The following is a 19,875-nucleotide window of genomic DNA, read 5'->3' on the forward strand; positions in this document are numbered from 1 at the left end:
CGCATCACCAAAGCTAAAATCAATCAATCCCACATAAATTTATTCACATCAAAAGAAGATCGCCTCTCCTAGCTTTAAAACTGACATGCTAAATTGTCAAATTTAACGTATTATAAAAATGCTTAAACACTCAATCTATAAAAAGTCATAACTGGAGTAAACAAAGTGAAGATTCTCATTACTGGTGCAAATACAGGTATTGGTTTTTCCACCGCTGAACAATTAGTTAAGCAAGGACAGCATGTCATCTTAGCCTGTCGCAACCCGCAAAAAGCCCAAGCGGCACAAGACAAACTCCGCGCACTGGATCAAGGTCAAGTCGACTTAGTATCACTTGATTTAAATAGCCTCGAAAATACACGTAAAGCAGCAGATGAAATTGCCAATCGCTATGGCAGCCTAGATGTTCTAATTAACAATGCTGGACTATTTTCAAAGACCAAACAATTAACACAAAATGGTTTTGAGCAACAATTTGGTGTCAATTATCTTGGTCATTTTCTGCTAACGCACAAACTTATTCCAGTTTTACAGCAAGCACCCAAAGCTCGAATTATCCATCTCGCTTCAATTGCACATTGGGCTGGATCAATCAAACCCAATAAATTTCGTGCCGAGGGTTTCTACAACCCATTGTTCTATTATGGTCAGTCTAAACTTGCCAACTTACTATTCAGTAATGCATTAGCCGAACAGATGGCAGGTAGTACCATTAGCAACAACGCCCTACACCCTGGTGGTGTCGCTTCTGACATTTATCGCGATTTGCCGAAGCCCATTTATGAAGTGATGAAAATTGGTTTAGTACCCACTTCTGTTCCAGCCAAACTCATAACTGAAATGGCGATTGGCGGTGAATGGGAAAATCGCAATGGCGAGTATGTGAGTGCACATATGCCAGACTGGAAATCACCTCATGCTAAAAACCAACAGCTTGCACGTGATTTATATGCTCAATCTATGGATCTTGTAGAAAAGTATCTTTAATCAAAAAGTAGCAATCAAAAAAGCCACCCGAAGGTGGCTTTTACAATCTTACTTGAGGTCAGATTAGTGACCACCACCATTGATTGCTTTAGTCATATCTTCAACCACTTTCTTCGCATCACCAAAGACCATCATGGTTTTTTCATTGTAGAACAAGTCATTATCTAGACCAGCATAACCTGTTGCCATAGAACGCTTGATCACCATAATCGTACGAGCTTTGTGTGCTTCAAGAATCGGCATACCGTAAATCGGTGATGTCGGATCATCTTTCGCCGCAGGGTTAACCACGTCATTTGCACCGATAACAAGAACAACATCAGTTGCAGGGAAGTCTGAGTTAATCTCATCCATCTCTAAGATGTCTTCATACGCAACATCTGCTTCAGCTAACAATACGTTCATGTGACCAGGCATACGACCAGCAACTGGGTGAATCGCAAAACGAACTTTTACACCTTGTTCTTTTAAGATTTCACACAACTCTTTAACTGCATTCTGTGCACGACCTTGCGCCATACCATAACCCGGCACGATCACAACGCTATCCGCATTTGACATCAAGAAGCCAGCATCATCAGCAGAACCAGAACGATAGTTACGTTGTACTTGCTCACCTTTATCAACTGCAACTGCTGCGCCACCCATTGCACCACCAAATAATACATTGATGATAGAACGGTTCATCGCCTTACACATGATGTAAGAAAGAATCGCACCAGAAGAACCAACAAGTGAACCTGCAACGATCAACATATTGTTTTCAAGTGTGAAACCAATACCTGCTGCTGCCCAACCAGAGAATGAGTTCAGTAACGATACTACCACTGGCATATCACCACCGCCGACTGGTGCAATCCACATCCAACCAAATGCCAAAGCAAATGCAGTCATGATGTAGAACGCAGTCAAGCTATCTGTAGCGAAGTACACACCACCGAAAACTAACATTGTGATAAACAACAAAGCTTGTAGTGGTTTTACCCATGCACCTGAAATGGTTTTCGCCCATTTCTTTGCTGCAAGTTTGCCGTAAGCAAATACAGATGCTGTAAAGGTAATCGCACCAATGAAACAGCCCACAAACAATTCAAAACGATAAGTACTGCTAAAGCCAGTAAATGCTGTATAGCCTTCAGCCAACATCGCTTCGTTCACAGAAGTCAATTGTGCTGCATCAAACTGACCAAAATGAGCCGCTTTTAATACAGTCGCAATCGCAATCAATACTGCTGCTAAACCGACCAATGAGTGCATCAATGCAACCATTTCAGGCATTTGCGTCATAGGTACTGCGCGCGCTTTGGTAATCCCGATCGCTGCACCAGCAACCATTGCCAAACCGATCATCCAAACCACTGGACCTTCAGCCACAAAGAATGTCGTTGCAACCGCGATTGCCATCGCAATCATACCGTAACGGCTACCCGCAATCGCTGTCTTTGGACCTGACAAACCACGTAAAGTTAAAATAAAGAGGACAGCACCAATCAGGTAGAACCAATCCGCATAGTCTCGAATAAATTCCATCACACGCCCTCTTTTTTCTTTTGCTTAGGTTTGAACATTTCAAGCATACGCGCCGTTACAGCGAAACCACCGAAAATGTTAATACTTGCAAGGAACACAGCGATTGCACCTAAAATGCTAATCGGGTTAATGGTCTCAAAATAAACCGAACCCTCAATCCCAATAAATGGCAAACCGACGGTTTGAATCATTGCGCCAACAACAATAATTGAAGACAATGCGTTTGTTACAGCCATCAATGGCGTATGTAACGCTGGCGTTACACCCCAAACAACGTAATAACCTACGAAGATGGCAAGGACGAAAATTGTAATCGTTTCAACCATAAGAACTCTCCTTAACCACGCTTGAGCAGTACTTGACCGCCATGTGTCACGAGTAACGCTTTTTGGATTTCATCTTCTTGATTGATCGCAAAGGCTTTGTCTTTGTCAAACAATGTCTCAAGGAAGTTAAATACGTTACGTGCATACAATGCAGATGCTTCAGTTGCAACTGTGCCCGGAATATTTGGGATACCCAAAATCTTCACGCCATTTTCAGTTGTTACTGTTTCGCCTTCTTTAGAACCTTCAACGTTTCCACCCGTTTCAACTGCCATATCTAAAATGACAGAACCCGGTTTCATTTTGGCAACGGTTTCAGCTTTAATTAAACGCGGCGCATTACGACCAGGAAGCAAAGCAGTGGTGATCACGATATCTGCATTTGATACCGCTTTATCCACAATCGCAGCTTGATCTTGAATGTATTGCTCACCCGGCATCCAACCATAACCATTCTTGGCAGCGTCGGCAGCTTTTTGCTTTTCTTCATCAGACATCGGCACGTCTAACCATTTACCACCTAAAGACTCAACTTGCTCTTTAGCGGTTGGACGTAAGTCGGTCGCTTCAACGATTGCACCCAAACGTTTTGCAGTCGCAATCGCTTGCAGACCAGCAACACCAACACCCATGATCACAACACGTGCAGGTTTTACAGTACCAGCAGCCGTCATTAACATTGGGAACATACGTTGATATTCAGCCGCAGCCAACAATACAGATTTATAACCTGCTAAGTTTGCTTGAGAAGAAAGTACATCCATATTTTGTGCACGTGAAAGTGTACGTGGAAGCAACTCTAAAGCAAAAGCAGACACTTGCTGAGCAGCAAATTGGTCTAATTCTGGATTTCGGTAAGGGTCAAACATTGCAATCACAGATGTATTCGCCGCAAGTTTTTGAATTTCGTTACCACTCGGGGCACGTACTTTCAAAATAATTTGGCTACCTGTATATGCATCATCCGTAATGGCTGCGCCAACTTGTTCATAAGCACTGTCAATATACGCAGCTTTAACACCAGCGCCACGTTCAATAACAACGCTATGACCTGCGTTAATCAACTTCTTCACTGTCTCTGGTGTTGCAGCAACACGACTTTCACCGACGACAGTTTCGGTTGGGATTCCGATCTGCATGAGCGTTCCTCAAGCTAGTTTTTCTTAAGTAAACATCGCGAATCGCAATGTTTCCCCCAGGAGTATTCTTTGTAGAGACTTAGGATTTTAATGGAACTTTTTTAAAATTCCACCCAATATTTATTTAATAAATACCTATATTTTGAACTGATGATTCATATTAATGTCTCAAACTTGTATGATTGGTATGTTTGATTTTTATAATGCAAACCTACGCTTCGATACTCGTTAAAGATGATATGCCATTATCATCCACATAAATCTGCTCATATCTACACTTTGTATCGCATGCGCGATTGAATAGCAAAGCGATATCTATTGAAATAAATCTACAGCACAGCGTTCACTATAAATAAGCCTTGTTCAAATGCGTTACATATCAATGGCACTTGCGTCGGGTATCTACAGATTGACGACCTGAATCGGCATCATAAGCATGCGATTACGCGAGTGGATTGGCTTATTTAAACTTTTATTGTTTTTTTCGGCTACTTTTTATTAGCCCTGTTATTCACTTAAATTTAACCAAGCTTGAATGAATCGAAATTTCAATCCATTCAATGTAATGTTGGCGATTAAATAATAAGCATAATTAAAAAAGAAATGTAAAAACGTAGCTTGGCATTTTCTCAAGTGATATTTGTTTATTTTTTAGCAGCAAATTTCCGTATATTGCACAATATTGGTGCGATTTTTAAGCAAATTAGCCTGTCGCATCATTTTTTTGATTGAGTAAAAATAAAATTTCCTGAAAATGAGCGCCCATTGCCTCTTTTGCTAAACAATCATCAGGATTCCGCAATGGACATTGCGCCAAAGACAGGCAGCCACAACCAATACATTGATCGAGTTGTTGACGTAATTGCAATAACATCATGATTTGCTGATCAAGTTGGCCTTGCCATTGCTGAGACATCGTTTGCCAGTCTTGTTTGCTGGCAATTTGTTGCTTAGGTAAAGAAACAAAGGTCTCTTTAATTTGCCCCAAGCTAATCCCAACTTGTTGCGCTGCTTTAATAATTGCAATTCGCCGCAATATAGCGCGTTGATAACGGCGCTGGTTACCTGAAGTTCGTACGCTCCATATCAGTTCTTTTTCTTCATAAAAACGAATGGTTGCAACACTTACACCACTTCGCTTTGCAAGCTCACCAATCGTGAGCCAAGCCTGTAATTGTTCTTGTTCCAAAATATGCTTGACCTCTAGTTAACTTGAGCTTTGATACTAACATAACTCAGTTTTCTGAATGGTGTTTTCCAATGAATAATACAAATACGCAAGCATTTACCATAATCAATCCAAATGAGCTGTATGACCCACGTGCCAATGGGTATAGCCATGTCAGCATCGTACAACCCAATATGCGTACCATTCATATTGCAGGTCAAGGCGGTGAAAATAAAAATGGTGAACTGTCACAAGATTTTGACCAACAGGTACAACAAGTCTTTTATAATATCCAACATGCTTTAACTTCAGCTCAAGCCCAACTTCAAGATATTGCTGTTTTACGTATTCTGGTTGTCGATCATGATGCTGAGAAACTTCAAAAATTGACTCATATCATGCAGCGTTTGTGGAAAAATCATGTTTTCCCTGTTTGCACACTTATTCCTGTGCCCTGTTTAGCATTAAAAGACATGCAAATCGAAATTGAAGCAACTGCATATACCGCTTAGACCCGTTATAGAGAGAATTATGTCTGCCTCCCAAGATATTAGTCAAAATAAAGCCCTGCTCTGGTTTATGGCGGTGGCATGTGGTTTGTGCGCAGGTGCAAACTATTATAGTCAACCGTTGATCCATTCGATTCAGCAATATTTTGCTGTGACGGAGGGTCAAGCGGCCCTCACCGTCACTTTTGCACAGGTTTCTTATGCCTTGGGCTTACTGTTTATTGTACCAATGGGCGATGTGGTCAATAAAACCAAGTTTATTCCTTTATTAATGTGTTTTTGTGCGGTCGGTTTATTTATTAGTGCTTTTTCAGTGAATTTACCAATGTTATGGCTTGGCACAGTCTTAGCTGGCTTATTCTCAGTTGCTGCACAAATCCTGATTCCATTGGCAACCATGACCGTTCAGCCTGAAAAAACGGGCGAAGTGGTTGGCTTCTTGATGAGTGGACTATTGGTCGGGATTCTACTATCGACCAGTTTAGCAGGGTTATTTTCCAATTTATTTCACTGGAAAATGATTTATGCGGTCAGTGGTGTATTGATGTTGATATTGGCCTATGCCCTAAAAAGCCGTTTACCGTATGTGATGCGGATGAAAATGAATTATGGGCAAGTGTTTGCATCGATGGCACAACTACTGAAACAAGAAAAACGCCTTTTATTACGTGCCCTTTCAGGTGGATTTGCTTTTGCTGCCGTCAGCATTTTATTTTCGACCATCGCCTTACTGTTAGCTTCCGCACATCAACTGTCTGATCTGCTGATTGGCATGGTTGGATTGGTCGGCATCTTTGGTGCATTATCGACACAATATATCGGTAAATATGCAGATCGAGGCTATACCCAACAATTGACATGGATGGGTTGTGGGTTATTTATCTTGAGTTGGATCTGCTTCTATTATGGTCAGACTTATTTATTCAGTTATATTCTTGGCTTCGCGCTGATCCAATTGGCTCTAGCACTCGTTCACACCAGTAATCAAAGCATTATTTTCCGTTTACGCCCTGATGCCAAGTCACGTATCAATGCCATCTATATGACCACCTATTTTATTGGCGGCGCTTGCGGTTCTGCACTGGGAATTTTCTCATGGAATCATGGAGGCTGGAGCATGACCTGTTTGGTTGGTCTCAGTTTGGTTTTCGCTTGTATGTTCTTTAGTTTCTTGGATAAGCTGGTTTCATCCAAAACCATTTCAGCCTAAACGAAAAATGCCAAGAAGAATCATCTTCTTGGCATCTCTATAAGGATAGCGTTTAAAGTCTTAAGTTATTCGGCTCAATCGCAACAATATCCTCTCGCGCCGCAATAAATTCAGGTCGGGGTTTAATCCCACCCAATGGCTGCTGTAATTGATTGTCGATACTATTATAGACAAAGAAAATATTACTGCGTGGGAATGGGGTGATATTACTGTTTGATCCATGCATTAAATTGCAGTCAAAGAACACAACACTACCTGCCAACCCTGTACACGAATGTATGCCACCCATATCGGCCAAATAGCGCAATAAGCTACCATCGGGTACACCATACTCTTGCTTTTTGAGCGACTTTTTATAGTGTTCATCAGGGGTCTCACCCTGACAAGAAATATAGTGTTGATGTGAACCAGGGATCACCAAAAGTGGCCCGTTATGATCATCATTATCCGTCAGTAAAATCGAGCAACTTAAAGCACGCATTCTCGGCATGCCATCTTCACTATGCCATGTCTCAAAGTCGGAGTGCCAAAAAAACTCTTTGCCATGCAAACCCGGTTTATAGTTAATCCGCGACTGATGTATATAAACATCACTTCCCAGTAATGATCGAGCAATGTTTAATACTCGTTCATCGGAGACTAGATTTTGAAATACATCATTTAAACGGTGTACATTAAAAATCGAACGCACTTCTTGGCTTTCACGCTCAATAATCGCTTCAGGGCGTTGTTGCACGGCGAAATCTTGGCGCATGTGATGCAACTCATTCAGTAGATGTTGTACTTCATCTTGACTAAACAATTGATCAACTTGCAAAAAGCCATTTTTTGCATAATCCTGCTTTTGCTGTTCGGTTGCACCTTGAACGACATCTTGCTGATAAACCACTGGATCTGCGCGCGAAATGATTGCCGCAGCATCACTTCTTCGAGTCAGGTAAGGGTTACTCATTTGCACGATTACACCTCCTCCCCAGTCTGTTTGATCATTTGTTCTGGTGTTGCATACACGCCGTCTTTGTCGTGTACTTCATTGCCTACCAAGGCAGGATTGAAAGTACAGACCAAAACCAAATCAGTGGTCGCACGTAGATAATGATTGTCATGCTTGTCTAAGGCATAGAGTGTTCCTGGCGTGATTTTAAAGACTTCTCCAGACGGAATCAGCTCAATCTCGCCCTCACCCTTGACACAATACACCGCTTCTAAATGGTTCTTATACCAAATATGCGTTTCTGTACCTGCAAAAATGGTGGTTTCATGCATCGAAAAGCCCATACCATCTTCACGTAATAATAAACGGCGACTTGCCCACGTTTCTGTCTGCACATCACGATCAGTATTTAGAATATCTTGTAATTGACGTACGATCATGAAACTACTCCGTGTACTTTAACTGTCGATTTTATTTTCGCTTGAGATAAATTGGCTTGGGTATAGACCTGAACCACATGTTCAATCGCCTGCTCTAACAGCTCAATCCCTTGTTCTAAGATTTCAGGCTCAATCGTCAATGGCGGTAGTAATTTCACCACTTCACCACGACTGCCAGAAGTCTCAATCACTAAACCAAGTTGGAAAGCTTGTGTTGTCACTTCATCGGCCCAGTCTGGGTTTTTAAATGCGATACCTTGCATCAAACCACGACCACGATGGGTTAACTCTGCCGCTGGGAATTTCTTCACCATCTCTTGTAATCGACGGCTCACCAATTCGGACTTCTGCGCCAACGCTGTCTGGAAGCTTTGATCCGCCCAAAAGTGTTGAATCGCTTTAGTCGCTGTGACAAATGCTAAATTATTGCCACGGAATGTGCCATTGTGCTGACCCGGACGCCAGATATCCAATTCTGGTTTAAACAAAACCAAAGACATAGGCAAACCAAACCCAGATAAAGACTTAGACAAAGTCACGATATCAGGGGTAATCTCTGCTGTTTCAAAGCTAAAGAAATGACCTGAACGTCCACAGCCTGCTTGAATATCATCGACAATTAATAGAATTTTGTGTTGTTTGCACAAAGCTGAAAGTCGCTTTAGCCAATCAATACTGGCTGAATTTAAGCCGCCTTCGCCTTGCACACACTCAACAATGATTGCGGCTGGTAGATCAATGCCACTGCTACGATCAGTTAAAAGCTGATTTAACATCGCAATGGTATCGACATCTTCACCAAAATAGCCCGCGTATGCTGCATGATGAACATTGCCCAAAGCCACACCCGCAGCTTCACGAAACTTTTGATTTCCTGTTAATGCAAGTGCGCCTAAGCTCACCCCATGAAAACCGTTGGTAAATGCAATAATATTGTGGCGCTTGGTGACATTACGCGCCAACTTAATTGCTGCTTCTACGGCATTGGTTCCTGTTGGACCGGTAAACTGCAATTTATAATTTAAAGCACGTGGCTTTAAAATATATTGCTCAAAGCTTTCTATAAAAGCCTTTTTCGCAGAGGTTGCCATGTCCAAGCCATGCACAATGCCGTCTTGCATCAAATAATCAATTGCAGCCTGTTTCAGCACGGGATGATTGTGCCCATAATTCAATGTGCCCGCACCCGCGAGAAAATCAATATAAGATCTATCATTCTCATCCACCAAAACCGCATTTTTTGCAGTTTTGAAGATGGTTGGAAAAGAATGAATATAACCTCGTACTTCAGACTCCAATCGACTGAAAATATTCATGAATAACTCCAAGTTAATTTAAAAAGGAATAAATGTCCTAAATACTGCTCAATCCCAATCCCAAAGACCGATGGTGTATAAGTCTTCTGGCTCGTGCTGAGTATCGAATGGTTCGGGTTGTAAAGGTTGCAGCGCTTGCTTGGATAAAAACGGACTGACTTTACAAGGAACATCAAAGCGAGAGGCAAAACTGCGGAAAAGATTTTGAGAGGCTTTATTGCTTGGAGAAATTGTTGTTTTTAAGAATTTTAATTGGCGGTTTTCTAAACATTGTTCTTTTACGTTATCAAGGAGTAAGGAGCCGATCCCATTTCCTTGCTCACTGGGCGAGACCGCGATTTGCCAGAGGAAGTACGTATCTGGATCTTCTGGACAAATATAGCCTGTCACCACACCCGAGATTTCACCTTTGTGGTTGTAAGCCACAAAACAGGTATCGGTATGATGTTCAGCAAGTAATGCATATGCATAGAGTGAGTTGAGGTCCAAAGATGGACAGGACTGAATCAGCGCGTGTACTTCACGTACATCTTTCGGTTTAAAATTACGAACGCTGCATTGATTCAGTTGATGAATCACTGATTGTTTAGTCAAGCGAATTGACTGTCTTGATAAAGCTTCCACGCTATCTCCTTTTGTATTTCCATAATCGGCATACTCAAGTTATAAGTGTGGTATCAGGATAGTGTCTACGCATGTCATTGAATAACAATCACATTGATAATCTGTATTGCCCTATTTTCAACTGGATTTAATTTGGAACTTTTGCCTCAAGTAACTGGGCAAACCGCTCTAATGACACAATGAGATGCTGTCGCTCATCATTGGTCAAAGCTTGTAAAGCCAGTGAAAAACCTTCAGGTAACGCAGACGGTGATTGATCTAATAATTGTTCGCCTTTCGCGGTTAGGCTGACATGTACATGTCGACGGTCCTGTGTATCCCTTACACGCAAGACCAAACCTTTTTCCTCGAGACGATCAATAATTCCAACAACGGTACTCGGACTCACAAAAATTGCTTTGCCAATGACAGACATACTGCATGGGCCTATTTTTGCAACGGTCATCAGCGCAACGAGTTGCGGTGTCGTGATTTGGTGAAGTTGAGACAATCTTTTGGAATAAAGCTCCACACACTGCTCAATCCGCCGAACACTTTGTAAAACACGAACAGCATCATCCATCTCAATCACGCACAAAAAAAGCTAAACACACTATTGTAGTACGTTGTACATGATGTTGTCTGTATTTTAATAAAACATCACCGCGTTATTTCTTTACGCTTGACCCTAACGCCAAGTACATCTATTTCCCGATACCTTGAGTAGAAATCATTATAGGTAGTGAATATTTTTTCTTCAAATCAATTCATATCAAATAGTTTCAATAAGAATGATTTTATCATGAATCATTTTTAAATATTTATATAAATCAAAGTATTATAAATTATGTAATTTTGTGTAACCTATCAAATTCATGTAAAGCCAAAACAATGCACAAAAAACAACCATTCAAGATTCATGCCATGATCAATATTTTACGATTTTTGTTGTTTTATCAGGATGTATGATTCAGAGGAAATTGCTGAAGTTTCTCAACAAAATCTGCGGATTCAACTTCTAAAAAAATGACGATCTAAAACATATCTGCTGATGACAACAAGTATGTTTTAGATCATCACTGAAATTTTATAAGCTGGGTTGATTGACACACTTTTAAAGACCTTCAGCAGACTCTTTGCGTTCAGAATAACGATTTTTGAAGTAGTGTGTCTATTTACGGTATACATCTTAATGTCATTACTAAATAAGAATATAAGACCAAATCATCCATTGATAGAATTGCTATTTATAATATCTAAAAAATAAAACTTATATCGTAAACAACCAGTTTTTACTTAATAAACCTAAAGCCATAAAAAGTGACTAAGATGAATCCAAAATTTAAAAATAATAATAATCATGAATATCAGCAGCCACTAAAATCTAAAAACACCCAATGAAATTCATCAGGTGTTTTTTAATATCTACTTATTTCAAAACTAAAACGTAAATCAACAATGATCAGCAGTTCAAAATTGACTACAGTATTTCAACTGTTAGTATTCTGTTGAAGCTATCGTAGAGGTGTCGGTTGTAAAATTTCAATCCAATAATCATCTGGGTCTTTAATGAACGCAACATAGTTCATACGTCCTTCTGAAAGTTTCTTTTGAAATTTAACACCCAAACGCTCAAAGCGTTCGCATTCAGCGACCACATCGGGTACCGACACGCACAGATGACCAAAGCCTCGAGGTTCACTATTACCATTATGGTACTTAAACGATTCATCTGTTTCTGTACCATGATTTAGTGTCAACTCAAGCACACCCGATTGACTCAGCACCCACTCTTTGCGTTGCATATCATCAGTCGGTATGTCACTAAAGGCTCTTCGAACCAAATACACAATAGTAAATACAGCGTCATGAAATATTTCTTCATAAACAGGCACAAAACCAAGTACCTTCGAGTAAAACTCAATCGACTGATTTAAGTCTTTTACCCGCAACATGGTATGGTTAAATACATAGTGCTTGGTTTCTTCTTCTATCGCCTCAGAAACGTTAAATTTTTCAAGTAGATCACTTAAAGCCATTATATTTTCCTCAAATAAGACATATCAATTGAGAGAAACACCTATATTTAAAATTAGTGTGCGATTTCTTGATAATGATGTTCGTCATACGGTTCAGTTAAATAAGAGTTAACTACATCATTAAACGCAATCCAATGTGGTGTTTGTTGATGTTTACTCAACACTTCTTTATTTTCCCAAAGTTCAATTAATACATACGAGTCGACCGCATTGGTGTCTTGCCAAAGTTTATATATTAGACACCCTTGCTCTTTATTTGACTCGACCACCATGTTGTTGAGAACGTTTAAGAACTCAGCACGCTTTTCAGAATTTACATTAAAGAATACATTTAAAGTAATCATATCAGCTCACCTATTAATCCATCTTGTTTCAGTAAAGCCAGTATATCGAAACGATATTTTAAAAAAATTGAAAAATAATGAAGTTAAAGTTTTCCAAAATGGAAAATAAAGCTATGCTAAAAGTATGCTCTCCAGCGGATTGAAATAATGAAAATTAAAGAACTCGAAGCATTTATAGCGGTGGTCGATGAAGGAGGAATTGTTAAAGCAGCTGAAAAAATGTTTTGTGTTCCATCAAATATTTCAAAATTAATCAATGAATTAGAATCTAGGAATGAGCAAACGCTCTTTAATCGCGATCACAGAGAATTGACACTTACACCTTATGGTCGTTTTTTTTATGAACAATCTAAAAAGTTTATCAATGACGTAGAACGCTTTAAAGAAATTACCCTGCAGTCACAAGAGATCAAATTGCTCATTGGTGGGATTGACATCGCATTGGATTACTTTCTTCCCAAGTATATTTACCGATATCAAATAGCCAATAAAAATGTAAATTTTCAAATATTACGTGGTTACTCGCGTGGTTTAGAATCGATGATTTCTAACCACGAATATGATCTCATCTTTTCAGATGGCCCGATTAAATCACCTCGACTCGACAGTAAATTGGTATTTCAGGAACAATTACTTCTGGTCAGGAATATAGAGATTGGTGATAACCCGACTATCTACTCCTATGGAAAAACATGCACATATCGCGAGTACACTGAACAATGGGCAAGAGAGTATCTTAAAGATTTTCGAATTATTGAAATTGAATCTTATCCATTAATGCTCACACTCATTCATAGTAGCATGGGTATGGCTTTTATTCCTAACTCGATTATTCAGCAAAATATACAATTTAAACCCTTTGTTGACTCAAACTATTCAATTAAATGCGATATTTATATGATTTGGCACAAACTCAATAAATCCAGTGCCCTGACAAAATTTATCGAATACTTTAGCTTAGAATAAAGACTACCTGTTTGGCCGATCCAACACCATATTTACTAGGGGTAGTTACGAGATCGGCAGGCAACCTATTGGGAATTCATCCTAATTCTGCTGCTCTGTTTCTCGCAAAAAAATGCTAGTAATATCAATGAAAATTACGTCCAAGATAATTCATCATTAATGCAGTTATAATGCTTAGACGTTGCAGGTATTAATAACTACGAATTTGTCCGTGATGTCATTTTGACAACGGATATGGCCCTATCAATGGAATCAAATTGTTTTGAATCAAGTAAAAAGAATTTTAAGAACATAAAATGGAATTCCTAAAGATTCTTTTTACCTGTTAATCAATGGTATAACATTGATTTTATAAACTACGTTGGTTGATTGACACGCTTTGAAAGTTCTTCAGCAGATTCTTTGCGTTCAGAATAACGATCGGTCAAGTAGCGACTTTGTCCACGTGTTAATAAAGTGAACTTATAAAGTTCTTCCATCACATCCACGATACGATCATAGTAAGACGATGCTTTCATACGACCATCCTCTTCAAACTCCAAAAATGCTTTGGGAATTGAAGACTGATTTGGAATCGTGATCATCCGCATCCAACGGCCCAAGATACGCATTTGATTGACACTATTAAATGACTGCGATCCGCCACTGACCTGCATCAAGGCCAAGGTTTTGCCCTGCGTTGCACGAATCGCACCACCAGCCAGTGGAATCCAGTCAATTTGTGATTTAAAGATCGAACTCATCGAACCATGACGCTCAGGCGAGCACCATACCATTCCCTCAGACCATGCCAACAGTTCATGCAACTCTTTGACTTTCGCATGCTCCATATCCGCATCTTCGGGTAAAGGCAGTCCTTTAGGATGAAAGATTTTCACCTCAGCACCTAAATACTGCAAAATACGACCTGCTTCCATCACCGCCAATCGACTATAAGAGCGTTCTCGATTAGAACCATATAACAATAAAATACGGGGTGGATGATCGAGCTTTAGCGCTTGAACCTGTTGAAATTCAGGTTTTGGCAGTAATTCAAGATCAATATTCGCTACATCAACATCTGATTTATTCATTTGGAAAACACTTCTTCTTTAACCACAGTGATACGCTCACCAGCGCAATCAACACAGGCACTTCCACCAATGGACCAATGACCGTAGTAAATGCTACTGGAGAAGCTAAACCAAAGGTTGCAATCGCGACTGCCAAAGCTAACTCAAAGTTATTTCCAGCCGCCGTAAACGAAATCGCGGTTGTACGCGGGTAATTGTTCCCCATCCACTTACTCATAAAGAAGCTAATAAAGAACATCAGCACAAAATAAATCGTCAATGGAATCGCAATACGAATCACGTCCAAAGGCAAACTCACCACATCACTGCCTTTTAAGCTAAACATCGCCACAATCGTGAATAACAATGCCAACAAGCTTAGGGGGCTAATTTTGGGTAAGAATTTATCTTGATACCAATCCAAACCTCTAGATTTGACCAAAATCAATCGCGTCATAAAACCAAGGAAGAATGGAATACCTAAATAAACCAACACAGCATGGGTAATCGTCCAGAAATCGACGTCAATCACCTGTCCTGCCACGCCAAAATATGGCGGCAACACCGTTAAGAATAACCACGCATAGGTACTAAAAAATAAGATTTGGAAAATACTATTGAATGCGACCAAGGCTGCGACGTATTGGTTATCACCACAAGCTAAACCATTCCAGACCAAGACCATCGCAATACAGCGTGCCAGTCCAATCAGAATTAAACCGGTCATGTATTCTGGATAGCTATGCAAAAAGATAATTGCCAATGCAAACATCAATATCGGTGCAATCAACCAGTTCTGTACCAATGACAAGATTAACGTTTTCTTGTCTTTGAACACTTCAGGTAAAGTTGCATAGTCGACTTTTGCCAACGGTGGATACATCATCAAAATCAAACCGATCGCAATCGGGATATTGACTGAGTCAAAACTCATTCGCTCTAAAGCAACAGACGCTTGCGGGAAAAATACACCGATCGCAACACCCAATCCCATCGCCATGAAAATCCATAGCGTGAGGTTGCGATCTAAAAAGGACAATCCTGATTTAGCCATGTTCTACCCAATTAATCGATATGTGAGATTTGATTGATTGCTGCAATCATTTCAGGACGTGCCATATTGGCCGCATCAAGTGCAAATAGCGCATCAAGGCGACGATTGATATGATCGACAGTCACTTGGAAAGCTTTGAGTTTTTCTTCTTTAGGTAAATCTAAATGCGAAGGATCGACCAAGCCCCAGTGCGCTTTGATCGCGCCACCGAGATACAACGGACATGCTTCTTGGGCCGCCGAATCACACACCGTAATCACCACATCAGCTTGGTACTGTTCGCAGTCATCAATGGTTTTACTCCACAATCCCTCAGTAGAAAGATTTAAAGCTTGTAAGGTTTCGATCGTTAGTGGATGAACTTGGCCAGATGGTTTACTGCCAGCACTATATGCCTTCCAACCCGCTGGTGCACGATCATTGAAAAGGACTTCTGACAAAATACTGCGGCAACTATTTCCAGTGCATAAAAAAAGAAATTTCATGATGTTTTACTCACAATAGCTCTGTGTAGGTAGAGCAGCTAATGTTGGGATATTGTTGGATTGCTGTGTGGTCAATACATTTAAAATGTCATGACACCAATTCGGTAACTGTGGATTTATGCTGTAATACACCCATTGGCTTTGGCGTCTGTCTTGTAGTAATCCAGATGAACGCAATAAAGCGAGATGTCTTGAAATCTTGGGTTGACTGAGTTGTAACTTTTCAGTGAGATCACAAACACACAACTCTTTATTCTCTACAATTAAAGTGACGATATTGAGACGGGTTTCATCTGATAAGCATTTAAAAAAATTAACTTGATCCATATTGGCACCTTATTTGTTTATTTGAATATGCAGATAGTTAGGGTTTGTTGACAATTCAGTGCTAAATTTTTTAATTTACCCGTTGTCCATTTTCATCGATCACTTGTTCACCATCTTCTTTGGTGAAAGCACCCTTTTGCGGCAATGGCAAAATATCTAACACGATTTCAGAAGGGCGGCTAAGGCGAGTACCCAAGTCAGTCACAACAAAAGGACGGTTGATCAAAATCGGATGTTCAAGCATAAAATTGATGAGTTGTTCATCCGTCCAATCCTCACGCTCCAGTGCCAAATCACGATATGGATCGACATTTTTACGGATCGCTTCCCTAACCGTTAAACCAGCATCATGAATGAGCTGAATCAGTTCCTCACGGGTGGGTGGTGTCACTAGATACTCAATCACAGTCGGTTCAATCCCTGTATTGCGGATTAAAGCCAAGGTATTTCTTGAAGTTCCACAAGCTGGGTTGTGAAAAATCTTCACGTCTAATGAAGTTGTCATTTGAATGAACTCTAGTTTGTATATGCTTATATCTTTATATACGAATTAGCATATATACTCAATATACATCTCGCTCTTTTTTCCTTTCTAAACAGCATAAGCTCTGAATCAAGAACAATATATCAAATAAAATTAAGCGCTTAAAAACAGAAAACCACAACAATAAAGTTGTGGTTTTCTCTATATCACTATTACTTATTGGATATGATCACGCCATTTTACGGATTACGAATACAGTTGCTCATTACCCATTTAAATTGATTCAACGATATCTACGTAGCGATAAATGCAGCCATCTTTTGGGTTTTCAAAAAGCAAATCAATGTTAGGTAAAAGAATATCGCCGTCCACTTCAATTTGCTCTATATATTTGAACGAAAGATCTTCTCGATTATTTAATTCTTTAATTTTAGCAATAACTATCTTTTCAGAGTCAAATTGATTCTTAACTTTGATTTTTATATTTTTCATTAGAAACTCCAGTTCTACAGATTTAAAATACACAAATAAATAAAATTAAAATGATGTAATTGCAGAAAAAGCCAAAGGCATAGCAAAGACAGTTAAAATACATGATGCACTACGTTGTAAATTACGCTGATTCAACCAAGTAATTTTGTTTGAAATTAAGACTGATCCAAAAGCAATCCATAAAAATGCGATTGGTGTTATCAGTGCTAAAAAAGTTCCCATATGAATTATATATTGATGGAGGTTCAACCAAACCGTATGCGGGAAAATAGCTGAAGCAAACAACAGAGCTTTAGGGTTAAGTAAAGTTGCGAAAAATAAAGCCTTTGAGGTAATTAATGGCTGGTTTAAATCCATCTTTTTGGTAGAAGTTATCCATAGTTTAATTGCTAAATAAATGATAAAGGCGGCGCTAAACAACTTTATGAGAGGTGGTAACCAAGGCATATAGTGCGAAACGGACTCAAGTAAAAACCCCCATGCAGTAATTGCAATAAAATAACCGAGTACCTCCGATGGAATTAATTTAAGTGAGCGTTTGATACCTACTTGGATTCCTGATGAAGCCAATAATGTATTCGTTGGACCTGGTGTAAGTAAGATCGTAATAATCAAACCAAAGAATAAAAATGTCACCATAGACAAATCCCTTTGATAAATTGTGCAAGCGAAATATGGCAAAATAGATAAAGGTTTGTCGACAAAATGGTTGTAACCAAAAATAATTAAAACAAAACTTTCTATACAAATCAATATCTTAAATCAAAGAACACTTTGATTCAGCACAAATCAAATGTGTGACCGAAATCACCTTTTATTAAGTTTTTTAGATAATACAGCTGTCTTTGAATCACACAAGATTCTGATTATTCAGAAGAATTTATTGTTAAAATTGAATAAAACATTGGAAAAAGCCCACACACCTTTCAAGGAGTTTAGACATGATTCATAAGCAAATGTACTACTTTTAGTTTTATGCTAATATTGCGCGCAAATTGCCGATTTGATCATTCAGCAAGATCAAATATAGGCTTCAGTTTTCGATCTCTTCTCCAGTCAAATGTATTGTATTCAATATTCAGCCTACAAATTTGCATGTATTCCCTTTGCTTGATTGCAATCCTGTCGGCTATTTAACATTGAAACAAAGGTATGATTTTTAATGACGCCGAACCAAACCATTGAAACAACTTCAAACCCAAGAATCAGTGTCGCCCCGATGATGGATTGGACCAACAATATTAAGTAAATATTGAATATCAAATGGTTAGTATCATTAAAAAGAAGATGTGGCGTAAATTTGGTGTAAATTTTATTGAGAATGAGACCAATAAGGCTTTTAATACTAATTAGCTCTTAATCGAACTTAGGATCACCAAATACCAATCATAAATATAGTTTCCTGTTTCTAGGATTTTGGTAGTTATTCAGATTATTGATTATATCATGTAATGGGGATCTGTTCTTAATACGGCACATGTAAAGTCTAGATCAAAAAAATTAAGAACTTCATTAACTTTTCTTTTTTTCAATAAAGTTTTATCAAGATAAATAATAGCTTTATTTTTATTCGTATCAAAAATAACCCTTCCTCTTGGAAGCTGTTCATACTCTTTATCTTTCAATTCAGGTAGTTGACGTCTCAATAATTCCCAATAATCTACATGAGTGTACTTACTATCAATTAATCCTATTGAATCAGCTTCTTTCAAAGAAAAATCATGGGCAACGCCAATAACTTTATTATCATAAAACCAAAAGATACCTATTCTCAATTTTGACCTCATTTTTCCATAGCAGTAGTTTTTACTTTTATTTACAGTTAATAAAATGATTTTTAAAAAGAAATTTCATTTAAACAGCTACCAACAACTACTCTTACTCTCCAATCGCTATCATCTTTCATCTGACTTGCTAACTTTTTATGGTGAGCACAAATAGCTCTTACCTCCCAAGAGACATCATCAATTAATTTCACTGCTAAATCTTCCCAGATTGCACAGCCTGCACGCACTTCCCAATCTGAGCTATTGATCATCAGTTCGGCCAAATGATGAAAGCTCTCAGCACAACTTCTACGAACAAGAGGGCTAGAATCATGGATTAATTCAGCAACTAAAGTTTCCCATTTTGAACATGTTGCACGAACATTTTCATCACGATCATTTATAAGCTTAGCGGCTAGATGTTCATAGTTTTCCGCACAAACCTTACGAACAACTGGATCGCCATCATCAAAAAGTAATTCGGCACATGCTTGCCATTTTCCAGCACATTCCATTCGAACAAATGTATCAGGATCATGAACTAACTGTAATGCACACTCTTCCCAGGTGGTACACAAAGCGCGAATCAAAGGATCTGTATGCCTGATCTGATTTAAAGCAAATATCTTATCAGTAATTATTCTTTGAGATTCATTTTGCTGGTCAGAAACTTCAACTGTTTTTTCATTCATTAACTTACGCCT

Annotated in this window: 24 protein-coding genes; 4 read left to right on the forward strand and 20 right to left on the reverse strand. The window is 39.1% G+C overall.

What is annotated here, in order from left to right:
- The first annotated feature begins 165 nt into the window (after positions 1–165).
- On the forward strand, positions 166–987 hold the full coding sequence (locus tag F903_RS15580; RefSeq protein WP_005198477.1) for an SDR family NAD(P)-dependent oxidoreductase: 822 nt from the start codon (positions 166–168) through the stop codon (positions 985–987).
- Positions 988–1,050: 63 nt separating this feature from the next.
- Here F903_RS15580 and F903_RS15585 read toward each other — a convergent pair whose 3' ends face one another.
- The 4 genes from F903_RS15585 to soxR form a co-directional block, all read right to left on the reverse strand.
- Positions 1,051–2,517 (reverse strand): NAD(P)(+) transhydrogenase (Re/Si-specific) subunit beta, encoded by a 1,467-nt coding sequence (locus tag F903_RS15585; protein ID WP_004672475.1) that lies wholly within the window; start codon positions 2,515–2,517, stop codon positions 1,051–1,053.
- Complete coding sequence (locus F903_RS15590; protein ID WP_004672473.1) at positions 2,517–2,843, reverse strand: proton-translocating transhydrogenase family protein; 327 nt, start codon at positions 2,841–2,843, stop codon at positions 2,517–2,519. The genes F903_RS15585 and F903_RS15590 overlap by 1 nt, the downstream gene beginning before the upstream one ends.
- A gap of 11 nt (positions 2,844–2,854) precedes the next feature.
- Entirely contained in the window at positions 2,855–3,982 is a 1,128-nt protein-coding gene (locus F903_RS15595; protein WP_004672471.1) for a Re/Si-specific NAD(P)(+) transhydrogenase subunit alpha, read from the reverse strand.
- 703 nt (positions 3,983–4,685) lie between these two features.
- Positions 4,686–5,171 (reverse strand): redox-sensitive transcriptional activator SoxR, encoded by a 486-nt coding sequence (soxR, locus tag F903_RS15600; protein WP_005198480.1) that lies wholly within the window; start codon positions 5,169–5,171, stop codon positions 4,686–4,688.
- 71 nt (positions 5,172–5,242) lie between these two features.
- Between soxR and F903_RS15605 the strand changes: the two genes are divergently transcribed.
- A complete protein-coding gene (locus tag F903_RS15605; RefSeq protein ID WP_004672467.1) occupies positions 5,243–5,662 on the forward strand; it encodes a RidA family protein in 420 nt (139 codons plus the stop codon).
- Positions 5,663–5,681: 19 nt separating this feature from the next.
- On the forward strand, positions 5,682–6,869 hold the full coding sequence (locus F903_RS15610; RefSeq protein ID WP_005198482.1) for an MFS transporter: 1,188 nt from the start codon (positions 5,682–5,684) through the stop codon (positions 6,867–6,869).
- Between the two features lie 52 nt (positions 6,870–6,921).
- On the opposite strand, the gene thpD is transcribed toward F903_RS15610, so the two are convergent.
- From thpD to F903_RS15645, 7 genes are all read right to left on the reverse strand, one after another.
- Complete coding sequence (gene thpD / locus F903_RS15615; protein WP_005198483.1) at positions 6,922–7,827, reverse strand: ectoine hydroxylase; 906 nt, start codon at positions 7,825–7,827, stop codon at positions 6,922–6,924.
- A gap of 2 nt (positions 7,828–7,829) precedes the next feature.
- Positions 7,830–8,243 carry an ectoine synthase gene (locus tag F903_RS15620; RefSeq protein WP_005198484.1) on the reverse strand — a complete coding sequence of 138 codons (414 nt, stop codon included), beginning with the start codon at positions 8,241–8,243 and terminating at the stop codon, positions 7,830–7,832.
- Entirely contained in the window at positions 8,240–9,559 is a 1,320-nt protein-coding gene (gene ectB / locus F903_RS15625; protein WP_005198485.1) for a diaminobutyrate--2-oxoglutarate transaminase, read from the reverse strand. Before ectB ends, F903_RS15620 begins: the two co-directional genes overlap by 4 nt.
- Before the next feature lie 48 nt (positions 9,560–9,607).
- Positions 9,608–10,183, reverse strand: a complete 576-nt coding sequence (gene ectA / locus F903_RS15630; protein ID WP_005198486.1) for a diaminobutyrate acetyltransferase — start codon at positions 10,181–10,183, stop codon at positions 9,608–9,610.
- A gap of 127 nt (positions 10,184–10,310) precedes the next feature.
- Positions 10,311–10,745, reverse strand: a complete 435-nt coding sequence (locus F903_RS15635) for a MarR family winged helix-turn-helix transcriptional regulator (RefSeq protein ID WP_004672461.1) — start codon at positions 10,743–10,745, stop codon at positions 10,311–10,313.
- 931 nt (positions 10,746–11,676) lie between these two features.
- A complete protein-coding gene (gene gloA / locus F903_RS15640) occupies positions 11,677–12,201 on the reverse strand; it encodes a lactoylglutathione lyase (protein ID WP_005198487.1) in 525 nt (174 codons plus the stop codon).
- A 53-nt stretch (positions 12,202–12,254) separates the two neighbouring features.
- Positions 12,255–12,545 (reverse strand): putative quinol monooxygenase, encoded by a 291-nt coding sequence (locus F903_RS15645; RefSeq protein WP_005198489.1) that lies wholly within the window; start codon positions 12,543–12,545, stop codon positions 12,255–12,257.
- A gap of 147 nt (positions 12,546–12,692) precedes the next feature.
- On the opposite strand from F903_RS15645, the gene F903_RS15650 reads away from it, so the two are divergent.
- Positions 12,693–13,511, forward strand: a complete 819-nt coding sequence (locus tag F903_RS15650; RefSeq protein WP_005198491.1) for a LysR family transcriptional regulator — start codon at positions 12,693–12,695, stop codon at positions 13,509–13,511.
- A 356-nt stretch (positions 13,512–13,867) separates the two neighbouring features.
- Here F903_RS15650 and arsH read toward each other — a convergent pair whose 3' ends face one another.
- The 9 genes from arsH to F903_RS15695 form a co-directional block, all read right to left on the reverse strand.
- A complete protein-coding gene (gene arsH, locus F903_RS15655) occupies positions 13,868–14,584 on the reverse strand; it encodes an arsenical resistance protein ArsH (RefSeq protein ID WP_005198494.1) in 717 nt (238 codons plus the stop codon).
- Positions 14,577–15,617: an ACR3 family arsenite efflux transporter gene (gene arsB, locus F903_RS15660; protein WP_034595100.1), complete on the reverse strand. Its 1,041-nt coding sequence runs from the start codon at positions 15,615–15,617 to the stop codon at positions 14,577–14,579. Before arsB ends, arsH begins: the two co-directional genes overlap by 8 nt.
- An 11-nt stretch (positions 15,618–15,628) precedes the next feature.
- Positions 15,629–16,102, reverse strand: coding sequence for an arsenate reductase ArsC (locus F903_RS15665; RefSeq protein WP_005198497.1), 474 nt, complete (start codon positions 16,100–16,102; stop codon positions 15,629–15,631).
- Between the two features lie 6 nt (positions 16,103–16,108).
- The gene (locus F903_RS15670) at positions 16,109–16,429 is read right to left on the reverse strand and encodes a metalloregulator ArsR/SmtB family transcription factor (RefSeq protein ID WP_005198498.1); all 321 of its coding nucleotides are present in this window, start codon (positions 16,427–16,429) and stop codon (positions 16,109–16,111) included.
- Positions 16,430–16,499: 70 nt separating this feature from the next.
- Positions 16,500–16,934, reverse strand: a complete 435-nt coding sequence (arsC, locus tag F903_RS15675; RefSeq protein ID WP_005198500.1) for an arsenate reductase (glutaredoxin) — start codon at positions 16,932–16,934, stop codon at positions 16,500–16,502.
- Positions 16,935–17,186: 252 nt separating this feature from the next.
- Complete coding sequence (locus F903_RS15680) at positions 17,187–17,405, reverse strand: hypothetical protein (RefSeq protein WP_005198501.1); 219 nt, start codon at positions 17,403–17,405, stop codon at positions 17,187–17,189.
- A gap of 45 nt (positions 17,406–17,450) precedes the next feature.
- Complete coding sequence (locus F903_RS15685; protein ID WP_005198509.1) at positions 17,451–18,044, reverse strand: LysE family translocator; 594 nt, start codon at positions 18,042–18,044, stop codon at positions 17,451–17,453.
- Between the two features lie 800 nt (positions 18,045–18,844).
- On the reverse strand, positions 18,845–19,180 hold the full coding sequence (locus tag F903_RS15690) for a hypothetical protein (protein ID WP_034595184.1): 336 nt from the start codon (positions 19,178–19,180) through the stop codon (positions 18,845–18,847).
- A gap of 62 nt (positions 19,181–19,242) precedes the next feature.
- The gene (locus F903_RS15695) at positions 19,243–19,863 is read right to left on the reverse strand and encodes a HEAT repeat domain-containing protein (RefSeq protein ID WP_005198514.1); all 621 of its coding nucleotides are present in this window, start codon (positions 19,861–19,863) and stop codon (positions 19,243–19,245) included.
- Positions 19,864–19,875 lie beyond the last annotated feature (12 nt).

It is taken from the genome of Acinetobacter sp. NIPH 298, assembly GCF_000369505.1.
Lineage (GTDB): Bacteria > Pseudomonadota > Gammaproteobacteria > Pseudomonadales > Moraxellaceae > Acinetobacter.